General features: G+C 44.0%; 13 protein-coding genes. 5 read left to right on the top strand and 8 right to left on the bottom strand.

What is annotated here, in order from left to right; all coding sequences use genetic code 11:
* The first annotated feature begins 163 nt into the window (after positions 1–163).
* Positions 164–1,315, top strand: coding sequence for an MFS transporter (locus tag AC55NX_RS08270; protein ID WP_496995287.1), 1,152 nt, complete (start codon positions 164–166; stop codon positions 1,313–1,315).
* Between the two features lie 72 nt (positions 1,316–1,387).
* Here the strand turns inward: AC55NX_RS08270 and AC55NX_RS08275 are convergent, their stop codons facing one another.
* Positions 1,388–1,804 (bottom strand): MarR family winged helix-turn-helix transcriptional regulator, encoded by a 417-nt coding sequence (locus tag AC55NX_RS08275; protein WP_496995288.1) that lies wholly within the window; start codon positions 1,802–1,804, stop codon positions 1,388–1,390.
* A 220-nt stretch (positions 1,805–2,024) separates the two neighbouring features.
* Here AC55NX_RS08275 and AC55NX_RS08280 point away from each other — a divergent pair, with 220 nt between their 5' ends.
* The 4 genes from AC55NX_RS08280 to AC55NX_RS08295 all read left to right on the top strand — a co-directional run bounded on the left by AC55NX_RS08280 (position 2,025) and on the right by AC55NX_RS08295 (position 6,134).
* The gene (locus tag AC55NX_RS08280) at positions 2,025–2,630 is read left to right on the top strand and encodes a non-oxidative hydroxyarylic acid decarboxylases subunit B (protein WP_059122088.1); all 606 of its coding nucleotides are present in this window, start codon (positions 2,025–2,027) and stop codon (positions 2,628–2,630) included.
* Positions 2,620–4,059, top strand: a complete 1,440-nt coding sequence (locus AC55NX_RS08285) for a non-oxidative hydroxyarylic acid decarboxylases subunit C (protein ID WP_496995289.1) — start codon at positions 2,620–2,622, stop codon at positions 4,057–4,059. Before AC55NX_RS08280 ends, AC55NX_RS08285 begins: the two co-directional genes overlap by 11 nt.
* On the top strand, positions 4,056–4,292 hold the full coding sequence (locus AC55NX_RS08290; RefSeq protein ID WP_496995290.1) for a non-oxidative hydroxyarylic acid decarboxylases subunit D: 237 nt from the start codon (positions 4,056–4,058) through the stop codon (positions 4,290–4,292). Before AC55NX_RS08285 ends, AC55NX_RS08290 begins: the two co-directional genes overlap by 4 nt.
* A gap of 627 nt (positions 4,293–4,919) precedes the next feature.
* Positions 4,920–6,134, top strand: coding sequence for a glycoside hydrolase family 30 beta sandwich domain-containing protein (locus tag AC55NX_RS08295; protein WP_496995291.1), 1,215 nt, complete (start codon positions 4,920–4,922; stop codon positions 6,132–6,134).
* Positions 6,135–6,387: 253 nt separating this feature from the next.
* Here the strand turns inward: AC55NX_RS08295 and AC55NX_RS08300 are convergent, their stop codons facing one another.
* The 7 genes from AC55NX_RS08300 to AC55NX_RS08330 all read right to left on the bottom strand — a co-directional run bounded on the left by AC55NX_RS08300 (position 6,388) and on the right by AC55NX_RS08330 (position 12,438).
* Positions 6,388–6,852, bottom strand: coding sequence for an acyltransferase (locus AC55NX_RS08300; protein ID WP_496995292.1), 465 nt, complete (start codon positions 6,850–6,852; stop codon positions 6,388–6,390).
* Positions 6,853–6,941: 89 nt separating this feature from the next.
* A complete protein-coding gene (locus AC55NX_RS08305) occupies positions 6,942–7,364 on the bottom strand; it encodes an MAPEG family protein (protein WP_496995293.1) in 423 nt (140 codons plus the stop codon).
* A gap of 22 nt (positions 7,365–7,386) precedes the next feature.
* Entirely contained in the window at positions 7,387–8,085 is a 699-nt protein-coding gene (locus AC55NX_RS08310) for an aspartate/glutamate racemase family protein (RefSeq protein WP_496995294.1), read from the bottom strand.
* 27 nt (positions 8,086–8,112) lie between these two features.
* Complete coding sequence (locus AC55NX_RS08315; RefSeq protein ID WP_496995295.1) at positions 8,113–8,739, bottom strand: hypothetical protein; 627 nt, start codon at positions 8,737–8,739, stop codon at positions 8,113–8,115.
* Positions 8,740–8,763: 24 nt separating this feature from the next.
* Entirely contained in the window at positions 8,764–9,309 is a 546-nt protein-coding gene (locus tag AC55NX_RS08320) for a sugar O-acetyltransferase (RefSeq protein WP_496995296.1), read from the bottom strand.
* A gap of 92 nt (positions 9,310–9,401) precedes the next feature.
* Entirely contained in the window at positions 9,402–9,884 is a 483-nt protein-coding gene (locus AC55NX_RS08325; protein ID WP_496995297.1) for a GNAT family N-acetyltransferase, read from the bottom strand.
* Between the two features lie 193 nt (positions 9,885–10,077).
* Positions 10,078–12,438 carry a Lon protease family protein gene (locus AC55NX_RS08330; RefSeq protein WP_496995298.1) on the bottom strand — a complete coding sequence of 787 codons (2,361 nt, stop codon included), beginning with the start codon at positions 12,436–12,438 and terminating at the stop codon, positions 10,078–10,080.
* Positions 12,439–12,719 lie beyond the last annotated feature (281 nt).

Below are 12,719 nucleotides of genomic sequence, written 5' to 3' on the forward strand. Positions count from 1 at the left end.
ATTCCCTCCGTTTTGTTAATGAAAAATGTCTGTATATCTGTTTGATAAAAATTATTAATCGTTAAGACTACAATTTTTCATTTTATCTTTTCATGAGTTAGCGCGATATTCGCCGCGAAAAATCTCCTATTTCTGTCGTTCTATCTATTTTGAGGCTATTCGGTTGAATACTTCCCCTGTTGCTACTCAGCGCATTGCGGTGCCAGTGATCGCTTTGGCATTGTATGCTATTGCGTCCGGTTATCTTATGAGCCTGATCCCACTCACTCTGACGCATTATGAGCTCGATGAATCGCTTGCGAGCTGGCTTGCCAGTGTTTTTTATGCAGGTTTATTGCTGGGAGCGATTATGATGGAACTTTTTGTCAACCGTGTCGGACATCGGTTGGCATTCATCTGGTGTCTGGTTATCTTACTCCTTTCGATTGTAGTGTTACCATTGCTGCCTTATGCCTCGGTCTGGCTTGCCGCCCGCTTTGTGGCTGGTATTGCGGTTGCCGGTGTCTTTGTCGTCGTCGAATCTTGGTTGCTACATGGTGATGCATCCCGGCGAGCGAAGCGTTTAGGTATTTATATGGTGGCTTTATACGGCGGGACTGCGATTGGTCAGCTTGGGATCGGTTTCGGCGTTTCTGATGTAATACCGTTTACGATCATTATTGTGCTGTTAGTATTGGCTTCTGTAGTACTGATTTATGGGAAAACGGATCAACCGCCGGCACAGCAAGCAACAAGTTTGTCTTGGAAGCAGATGACGAAGCTTAGTCATGCCGCCTTGATCGGCTGCTTGGTTTCAGGGCTGTTGTTGGGCGCGATTTATGGTTTGATGCCGGTTGAGCTCGCCAATCGTGGTATTCCGACCACACATCTTGGCAGTCTACTTGCACTGGTTATCCTTGGAGCAATGGCCGTGCAGCCGATGATTCCTTGGTTGTCAAAATTTCTGGGGCGTAAACTCCTGATGGCAATGTTTTGTCTGATTGGCGCTGGCGCATCAGTTTTGCCGGTCCTTTACACTGGCATGAGTACGTTGGTGTTCGGGTTATTTCTGCTGGGTGTTGCGACATTTGCACTTTATCCGATTGCGATCAATCTGGGATGTGACAAGCTGGACGCTAACTACATTGTGTCAGCAACTCAGGTGATGTTGTTTAGCTACAGTGTCGGTTCTGTATTGGGGCCAATGATGGCGAACTGGTTTATGCAAGGTAATCAGGGATTACTGGGCTATCTGTTTGTGATTTCACTCAGTACCTGTTTCTATATGCTGATTTCCAGTATCAAAACCAAGCGTCAGTGGGTTGCCGGGGGCTGATACTTCGTAAGAAGCGAGAATACAAAAGCACTGACACATTGTCGGTGCTTTTGACATTTTGGGAGCGAGCGATTAACTGCTGACGGATAATGTGTTCAGAATTCGCAACAATTGTTGATGATCCGCAGCTGAGATGCGCCTGAGAAATTTCATATCGAGCGATTGAACGACTTCCATTGAAGCATAGTAAAGTTTTTCCCCTTCAGCGGTTAAATAGACAAAACGGCGTCTTTTGTCTTGGGTGCCATGTTGTCGGTTAATCAACCCCCGTTTTTCCATTCTTCCCAGTAATTCTGCCAATGTTGCTTTAGTGGTAATGGCGGCTTCCACCAGATCAACTTGTTCAATCCCCGGAGATTGGGCGATCGCATGTAGCACAGAAAACTGTGGTTTCGTCACGTGTGGTAATGCTTCTTGCCAACAAGACGTATGTTCTTGAAATAGTTTCCGCATTAAGTGAAATACAACCGAATCTAATGTGTCAGTCATCTGTTCAGATCATCCTTGATCTTGATAAAGAAAGGGGTGCGCTGTGTCATTCAAAATATCCATTAATTACGTATGTTGTTAATTATATACCCAAGTTATCTCAAGGGAACTTAGGTATCGCTGATTTGAAATTTTAAGATTGCTTTTTGGACATATAAGATTTAGTTTAATCAAATTGTTCGTATACGAACAATATATTCAATCACAATTTTGAGGGTGTATGAGGCTAATTGTTGGAATGACGGGTGCTACCGGGGCACCTTTGGCTGTCACGTTGTTGCAGGCTTTACAGCAAATCCCGGATGTAGAAACACATTTTGTGATGTCGCGTTGGGCAAAAACGACCATTGAACTCGAAACCTCGATGACGGCCAGAGAAGTAAGCCTTCTGGCTGATGTCACGTATCATTCCGCGGATCAGGCGGCTGCGATTTCATCCGGTTCATTCAGAACAGACGGTATGATCATTATTCCTTGCAGTATGAAGACTTTAGCCGGTATTCGCTCCGGATACGCTGATGGTTTAATTGGCCGGGCCGCTGATGTGATCTTAAAAGAGCAACGTCGATTAGTTCTTGTTCCCCGGGAAATGCCGCTCAATCCTATTCACTTAGAGAATATGCTGGCGCTTGCCAAAATAGGTGTCGCTATGGTGCCCCCTATGCCTGCATGGTACAACCGACCTGAGTCGGTCGAGGATATTAAACAGCATATTGTGACGAGAGTGCTGGACCAGTTTGGTCTGGATGCTCCGTTTGCGAAACGCTGGCAAGGTCTTTCTCAAAGAACCAATAGACATGATGAGGAAATCGTTGATGATTTTTGATGATTTAAGAAGTTATTTAGATGCGTTAGAAGCGCAAGGCCAACTGCTGAGGATCACCGAGCAGGTCAAGGCGGAGCCAGATATTGCCGCTGCGGCCAATGCGGCCGGAAGAATCGGTGACGGTGCTCCGGCGCTTTGGTTCGATAATATCGAGGGATTTACCAATGCCAGAGTGGCGATGAATACCGTTGGATCGTGGCCAAATCATGCGATCTCGATTGGGCTGCCACCGAATACGCCCGTGAAAGAACAGATCGACGAATTTATTCGTCGCTGGGACAATTTCCCGGTGGCACCTGTGTATCGGGACAACCCACCTTGGGCAGAAAATACCGTTGAAGGCGAAGCGATCAATTTGTTTGATATTCTGCCTCTTTTCCGGCTCAACGATGGGGATGGTGGATTCTATCTCGACAAGGCGTGTACCGTTTCCCGGGATCCGACGGATCCGGAAAATTTCGACAAGCAGAATGTCGGGATTTATCGGCTGGAAGTCAAAGGCAAAAGAAAGTTAGGTTTGCAGCCGATTCCGATGCATGACATTGCGATTCATTTGCATAAAGCCGAGGAGAGGGGAGAGGACCTGCCAGTGGCGATCGTACTCGGTAATGATCCGATTATCACTCTGATGGGGGCAACACCACTCAAATATGACCAGTCTGAATACGATATGGCGGGGGCTCTCAGAGAAACGCCTTATCCGATTGTGAAAGCACCGTTGACCGGATTTGATGTGCCTTGGGGATCAGAAGTCGTGCTCGAAGGGGTGATTGAGTGTGGTGTCCGTGAGATCGAGGGGCCATTCGGTGAGTTTACCGGGCACTACTCTGGTGGCCGGAGAATGACCGTGGTCAGAATTGATAAGGTATCTTACCGGAGCAATCCAATTTTCGAATCCTTATATCTTGGTATGCCGTGGACCGAAGTTGACTATCTGATTGGGCCTGCAACATGTGTTCCTTTGTATCAACAACTCAAAGCCGAGTTTCCTGAGGTACAGGCGGTGAATGCCATGTACACCCATGGTTTACTGGTGATTATCTCGACGAAGAAACGTTTCGGCGGGTTTGCCAGAGCGGTCGGGATGCGTGCCATGACCACACCGCATGGCCTTGGCTATGTCAAAATGGTCATTATGGTCGATGAAGATGTTGATCCTTTCGATTTAAAACAAGTGATGTGGGCAATGTCATCGAAAGTCAACCCGGCAGGTGACTTAGTTCAACTAAACAATATGTCGGTACTCGAACTGGATCCCGGTTCATCCCCGGCGGGCATCACGGATAAGTTGATTATCGATGCTACAACGCCAGTCGCTCCGGATAATCGAGGCAACTACAGTATGCCTGTCAAAGATCTACCTGAGACGAAAGAGTGGGTCTCCAAATTAACGCGTATGCTCCATGAAGCAAAGGAAGGTAAACTATGATTTGTCCACGCTGTGCCCATGAAGAGATAATGTCACTAGCCCAGTCACCGGTCCCCGATGTATGGACGGTATATCAATGCCAACGATGCCTCTATACCTGGCGTTCTACAGAGCCGCTTAGACGAACGAGCCGCGAACATTTTCCGGATGCGTTTAAAATGACACCGGCAGATATCGATAACGCACTGCAATTACCAAAAATCCCACCATTGTTGCCGGTCAATCAACGGTAAATAACCGGAAAGGATAAAACATCCAAGAGAGCACTCCCGGCAGGATTAATGCTCTCTTTTTCTTTCCCTGAACCCGTTCTCAAAAAATGCGCAGAGTCTTGTATCCTTTCAAGACTTGCGCTCTAGCGAGTGACTGAAGAGAAAAATAGTTTTAAATCAAATAAAAATGTTGTTTTGAATTTTATGATATAATTTTTTATATTGTATTATCATAATTAATTTTGGTGTTATCTTTTTTCATTAAATATATTAAATGGTATATTTTTCAATAGGTTGATATCTAAATAAAGTTGTTTAATGAATTATTCTAATATTTTAAATCAGCATGGCGAACGTCACAATAAACATCTTATTTATTGAATTAAATATATTTAACACAGTGTAATTACTTGGCATTAGTCATATATTTTGATTTTTGTAGGTTACATATATTGTATTGAATGGCATAGTTAACAGAACCACCTAATATAGAAATATTGGGATGTGTTTTTAAGTTGTGTTCGTTATTAGGTTGTTCTCGTTAATTTTATTTAACCAGACGTTTTTGTGTGGTTGAGTAAATCAATTGGCAGCGATACCTGCCATACAATATTTAACACTAACAAACAAGGTTGGGTAAATATGGAGATGAAAAAATTACTAGGGATTTCAACGGCTTTTTTTCTCGGTTCGATGAGTTTAAATGCCTTTGCCGGTTCTGTATATGTCAATTTTAATGCTGAATATCAAGAAATTGATGGTTTTGGTGGAATGAATGCACCGGGATGGATTAACGATTTAACACAAGCTCAAGCGACTGTAGCATTTGGTAATGGCGATGGCCAAATGGGTTTATCCATCATGCGGATGCGAATCGATCCTGATTCAAATCAATGGTACAGACAAGTACCAATGGCTCAAGTAGCTTACTCTTACGGTGCCAAATTATTGGCAACGCCTTGGTCACCGCCTGCTTATATGAAGACCAATAACGACGTAAATAATGGTGGTAAGCTTAAAAAAGATCATTATTGGGGATATACCAACCATTTAATGGATTTTACGCGTTATATGGCCGGTAAAAATGCACCAATTTATGCGTTGTCGATACAGAATGAACCGGACTGGCACCCAAATTATGAGTCTTGCGATTGGTCAGGTGCAGATTTTGTCGATTATTTAAATGATCAAGGATGGCGTCTGGACTCTTCACTTAAAATTTTAGCGCCTGAATCATTAGGCTTTAACCCTGCTCTTTCCGATCCAATTTTAAATGACTCTGTAGCAAGTAGTCATGTCGATATTATCGGTGGTCACTTATATGGCGTACAACCAAAAAATTATCCGCTGGCATTGCAAAAAGGTAAAAAGCTTTGGATGACGGAGCACTATACCGATAATGAAGATGCAAATGACTGGAACAAAGCCATGGATGTTGGTTTAGAATTGCATCAAAGTATGGTTGCAAACTATAGTGCTTATATCTGGTGGTATATTCGTCGTAGTTACGGCTTGTTAACTGAAGATGGTAATATCAGTAAACGTGGTTATGTGATGGCACAATACTCAAAATTCATTCGCCCGGGTGATATGCGTATTGCTGCAACTGAAGTACCAGAAAGTAATGTCTATGTTTCTGCTTATAAAAACAGTTCTGGCAAACTGGTCGTTGCGGTTGTCAACAGAACCAACTCTCATAAGGAGCTGAATTTTACATTGCAAAATGGCACTGTTGGTTCAATGACAAAATATGTCACTTCTGCGTCTAAGAATGTGACTTATGGCGGCAAATATGCAGTGAGCAACAATCGCTTTACCGCTTACGCAGACCCTTGGTCAGTGATGACATTTGTTTCTGAATAATGTTGTATCAGTCAAGATGATGTGTTTCATCATCTTGAATCTGAACCTTGAGGGCAGTGTGACTCAAGGTTCAGATGTTGTTTTGTGTTATGCAGATACATTATTTGGAATAAAGCGAACTAAATCTTATGGATTGACACGATAGTCTCTTACGCAGATTATCGATTTCAAATCTAAATCGTATTGGCCAAGCGTTGTTCATTGATGTGAGGCTTAAACCAATATCCCTATTGCATGGCATATATTTTAGGATTTATGGAAGGTCTCTTATTTTTCTGGCTGGATTACCTGCGTATATGCCTTTTTCATGGATATCTTTAGTCACAACACTACCGGCACCAATCACCGTCCCTTCACAGATATGAATCGCAAGAATTGTCGCGTTAGAGCCAATGATTACATTATCCGCGATAAAAGTTCGTCCCCAATGATCTGGATTTGGATCGGGTTTACCATTTTTGAATAAATCATTTGCAAACATAACACCATGTCCAACAAAACAGTCATTGCCGATGGTGACATATTCACAAATAAATGTATGAGATTGGATTTTTGTTCGGGCACCGATCACGGTATTTTTCTGGATTTCGACAAAAGGGCCGACAAATACATCATCTTTCAGTTCACATCCATAGATATTTGAAGGTTCGATAATCGTCACGTTTGTACCAAAACTGACATCAGTTACCTGCGATTTTAATACCCGAGGTGTGTTCATTTTCTCTCCTCAAACATGGCTTAGGGATATCATATATGGCTTGGGGCGAATGCGTTACCTATATAAGTCACACCTCATACTCATCCTTGTCAGACAAGTGTGAGAGCACATAAAACCAGTAAACAAATATTGGATAACAGACCGAGTAAAAAGAAATAGGACCGCGGGCTAGGATTGACCTCTGTGGCAATGCCATAATACAAGGCCATATGTACAATTCTTGATCCGGTAAAAACCCAGATAAAAACCCCCGTCCAAAATACATTCGCGCCCACCAGTATGGCTAAAAACGATGTCCCCAACATGAGCGGGAGATTTTCCAGCGAGTTCATAAAAGTACGGTGAGACCTGAAAACAAAAGAGTCATGGCTCAGTGATTGATCAATTTTCCCGGGAATTGCGTCTTTCTGCGATGCTTTTGTGGTTGCTGCAACTAGCCCTTGAATAAGCCATGTGAGCAGCATAACCAAAATACCCCAAAAAGAAGTCGGGTATAGATCGATAGAATTCATATTTTCTCCCTCGTTATATTGATCAACTATTTTTTAAAGCAAGCAAAACCGCGGCTTCTGCATGTATAGCCGTGGTGTCGTATAGGGTCACATCCGTATGTTCTTGTTTTACGAGTAATGCGATTTCGGTACATCCGAGAATAACCGCCTCAGCCCCCTGCACAGATAAACTTTGGATGATGTCTAAATATTGTGCCCGGGAATCATCACGTATTACGCCCAGACACAGCTCTTGATAAATGATGTTATGAATGATGGTTTGTTGATCTGAATTTGGCACAATCACTTCAATCCCGAATTTTTCTGTTAAACGGTTTTTGTAGAAGTCTTGTTCCATTGTGAATCGAGTTCCGAGCAGTCCAACTTTTTGAATACCGTCGGCGAGTAATTGCTCTGCAGTGGCATCTGCAATATGGAGAATGGGAATCGAGATTGATGATTCAATTTGCGGGGCAACTTTGTGCATGGTGTTGGTACAAATCAACAAGAAATCAGCACCGCCTGATTCGACAGATTTGGCCGAGTCAGACAGTATTTCAGCCGTTTCGGCCCACTTGCCTTGGTGTTGTAACTTTTCTATTTCTTCAAAATCAACACTGTATAAACAGATTTTAGCTGAATGTAGGCCGCCCAATCTATTTTGTACTGATTCGTTGATTGCCTTGTAATAGCTCAGTGTTGATTCCCAACTCATTCCTCCCAATAAGCCAATGGTTTTCATGTGATATATCCTTATCTAATTGTGTACTTAAAGTGACTGAGTCGCCGGTGTTATGACGATCTCTAAATTCTCGATCAAATCAGCAATGACTCTCTCTTCATGATTGAGTGATTCAAAGGTGATTTGGTTACTATCTCCAAAGTGAATTGGCAACAGATTCATGACATGATCTGGTTGTGGGGATTGAATAGAGAACGATTTAAGGTGGCCTATATGAAATTTTCCACCCTGACATTCGGTAAAATCTTTCTGCAGACGTTGGAGCCAGCCGTTTGTGTCAAAATGATATTTGACCACAAAAACCGTTGGGAATAACTGATTTTCTTCGATTGGCAGCGTGGTGTGTGCTTCACATGTCTCGCCAATGCGATAATTTAAGCCCGAGAGATGTAGCTTCTTGGTAACCACATCTAAAGGCGCTTCAGTTTTGAACGCAACGCCACTCAATCCGTTGAACTTTTGATCTGGAATGCCAAACCGAACCCGAAAGCGGATGAACTCTATATTGATATCACCAAAATTAACACCAATGCTGGTGTATTCATCCTTTTCCGTCAAAGGCCACGCCAGAGGTAATCCAAGTGTTTCCGCTACATGGTTTGCTGTGTGTTGCGGGTCATCGACTTCTATCATTAGATGATCTAATTCAAACATCCTCAATTTACCTATTATTTCTATCTAGTTGATCGATTTGATGAATTGAGCCGGTACGCCACCCACTAAGGTGTCCGGTGCAACATCTTTGGTCACCACTGCGCCTGCTGCGACAACCGAGCGTGCACCGATCGTGACGCCTTGGCAAATCACGACATTTCCTCCGATCCAGACATCATCTTCGACGATGATCGGTAAACACTGAAATTCCCAATTTTTACGCTGTTGATGATCTAATGAATGGGTCGGGGTATAAAATTGTGCATTGGGGCCGATTAACACATGGTTGCCGATTTTGATCGGTGCATTATCCAGCATTGTTGCACCCATATTGATGTAGGTATTGCTACCGATAGAGATGCTTTTTCCATATTCACAAAGAAATGGCGGGCAGACCACCGTATTCTCTCCTACATGCTTGAGCAGCTTGGCAACGTAAGGTTTTCCTGCTTCAAACTGGCTCGAATTAATTTCTTTCAGTAAATCAAATGCTTCATTTCTCAATTTTGCAAATTCGGGACTGGTTGCATCAAATTCCAGGCCTGAGTTCATTTTCTCAAATTCATTCATATTCTTATCACCATTTAAGTATGCATGTCGTCACTTACATTACTTTAAAATACCAGTGATTGAACAACAACAATGTGTAAGCACTCTCACTTTCAAGCGCCTTGATGATTATGGTTAAGATACTTTTCCATTGAAAAATTGATGAGAGACTCGCCATTGCGCTGCACTTCGTTCTTCTTGATCACAGAGAAGCCCCGACGTTCGAAGAAAGGTTTAGCAATGAGTGATGCCTCAACATATAAGCGCCCGATACCGGCTTCTGTCGCCTCTACAAGCAATTGTTCATAAAGTGAAGCGGCAACACCGATACCCTGAAAATCCGGATGCGTATAGGTGCAATCAATATGACCATCGTCATCCAATTCAATAAAGCCGGCAACATGATTGTCAATGATTGCTACCCACGGCTGTTTGTGACTGAGCCGCTCGGACCAAAGCTCATAATTAATCGGCGTCGGGGCCCACGCTGCTTTTTGCTCAGGTGTATAAACCGCAGGATCAATTGCATGTACAGACTGATAAAATAAGTCAGCAATCTCTCTGGCCCATTCTGGTGAGTATGTTTGTATCTTCATCGTTGTTTGAATTCATCGTATTTACCCGGTAGTTTGCCATATTGATATGATACAAACGAGTATTCGCGACACCTAACTGGCTGTTTGAACGATTGGTGGCTGACCGGCCTGCTCTTGTGAGAGTAACCACCCAGCCGGAAACTGAACGGAGAATCCGGCGGATGGCTTTAGCGCACTTACTTACCTTCTTACCTTACTTACGCATTGCGTTCAGTTTTGCCTGTGCGATACCAAAGATCGAATTGATCGGATAACTGCCATCTTCAGTCGCGGTGCCGGCGGGTTTGCCGGTGAAGATTTCGATCGCTTCGGTGACATGATCAATTGCCCAGATATGGAACTCCTGTTTTTCAATCGCATTGACAATATCATTGCGTAACATCAGATTGTGTACATTGGAGCGGGGGATAATTACGCCCTGTTGTGGGTGACGGCCTTTGATGGTACAGACATCGAAGAACCCCTCAATCTTCTCATTCAGTCCGCCAATCGGCTGTGATTCTCCAAACTGATTCATCGAGCCGGTAATCGCGATATCCTGCCGGTTGGGCTGTTTTGAAAAAGCAGAAAGAATGGCACAGAACTCCGCCATACTGGCACTGTCACCATCAACACCACCATAGGATTGCTCAAACGTCAGTGTTGTGGTGAGTGGGAGTTTGGCATTCTTACCCAGCACCGAATGGAGGTATGCGGTGAGAATCATTACGCCTTTTGAGTGAATACTGCCACCGAGATCAACGCTCCGTTCAATATCGATAATATCGCCTTCCCCATAACAAGTGGTTGCCGTGATGCGATTCGGCACGCCAAACATATGATCGGTGGTACTGAGCACTGACAGTGCGTTCACCTGACCGACTGCATTCCCTTCGGTCTGCATCAGAGTGGTACCGTTGAGAAACCCTTCCATCACATTATGCTGGATACGATTGACCCGTAGTTCTTGGTTGTGCAGTGCTGCGTCCACATGTCCCTGACGAATCATATTCGCGTTGGCCTGTTTGGCAACATAGTTCGATTCGCGCAGCAGATTCGCGATATGCGCTGAGTGTAATGACAGTTTATTTTGATCCCCGGCAATGCGGGAACTGTGTTCAATGATGCGACCAATCGCTTTGCGATCACAATGCAGGAGGTTGTTGTCGTGCACAAAACTGGAGATAAACCGTGCATATTGCAGTTCGGAATCTGCGTTGCGGGGCATTTCATCTTCAAAGTCAGCAGTGACCCGGAAGAGCTCTCCGAACTCCGGATCATAATGTGTCATCAGTTGGTAGGTCCGATAATCGCCGAACAGAATGATTTTCACATTCAGTGGAATGGGTTCGGGATCCAACGAAATCGCACCGCTTAATGTGACCTCTCTCTCCAGCGAGGTCATGCTGATCTGCCGTGAACGCAAGGCGCGTTTGAGACCGTCCCAGACGTAGGGACGTTCCAATACCTTAATCGCGTCCATGAGCAGAACTCCGCCATTGGCACGGTGTAAACTGCCCGAGCGAATCAGTGAAAAGTCGGTAAATACAGTGCCTTTATAGGTAGCGTTTTCGATATAACCGAACAGCGAGTGATAATTCGGGTTCTCTTCAACCACAATCGGGAAGCAATCTTTCGGATGACTCACCAACACATTGACTTTGTAGCGGCGGGGTAATTTTTTATCCAGCGCGGCTGCCGCTATTTCACCTTGCTCGCTACTTTCCTCAAGAAAGATATCGACATTATCGATAATGTCTTTGCGCAGATCTTCAAGATGGGTTTTGATTTCTGGATAACCGGAATAATCCTTTTTGAGTTTTTTGATAAAGTGATTAAGCACTTCGCCAGTGACTTCATCATTAAGCTTTTTGATTTTTTCGTTGTAGCTTTCTTCCCATTCTGAGAGTTGGCGAACCATATTCCGCAGTTTGACTTCCAGTTCGTCAATGGCCTCACTGAAGTAAGTTTGCTCTTCTTTGGTTAATGCCTCAAAGGTCGATTCGGTGTGCATCTCATCGCCATTCATAGCAATGAACTGATAATCGCCTTGCGGGGTGATTGTCAGACTGATGCCTTTTTCCTTTGCATCTTTGGTAATTTGCTCTAACTCGGTTTGCTGCTTGGTGGCGAGCTGATTTTTGAGCTGTTCCGCCCGGCCGATATACAGCTCGTTATCGAATGCCAGTGGAATCGCGCCCACCAGTTTTTCGAGTAGCTTTTCAATATCATGCCGTAACTGATTACCGAGCCCGCGTGGTAATTTTAAGACTTTCGGGGTACGACTTTCGGTAAAATTGGCGACGTAGCACCAGTCGAACAGGGCATCCGGCTCATGTTGGTGACGGTTAAGATAGCGTAGTACCATCGTCCGTTTTCCTAGTCCGTTTCTGCCGATGGCGTAAATATTGTACCCTTTCTCTTTAATCGACATGGCGAATTCAACCGCTTTTTGTGCCCGTTCTTGCCCGACGATCTCATCGATAGGGGGTAAATCTTTAGTGGACTTACTGGACAGCTTTTCCAGCTTGGCTACATGATAAAGCTGATGTGTTTGTAGTCGTTCGATTGCCATGATTCCCTCACGCCTTTCCTTTTTTACTCAGTGTAGATGTAATTGTTTGCATTTTTAGTGACTTAGCGCTGATTCGTATCTGATTGGACAAATAAGCAGCAGTTTATGGTGAAATGTAACCGAATCATGAAATGATGGTGATCAGGAAAGAGTACTTTGATAATCACCTTAGAGTCAGTAGACTAGCGTTCCTTTTGACTCGGCAGAACAAAGATAAGCGCGATACGGCGAGCCCGATGCGGTGCCTGTGTTGTGCTGATGTTCGGGTGAAATGTGTCAAT

Source organism: Vibrio rubrogenes, from assembly GCF_059641415.1.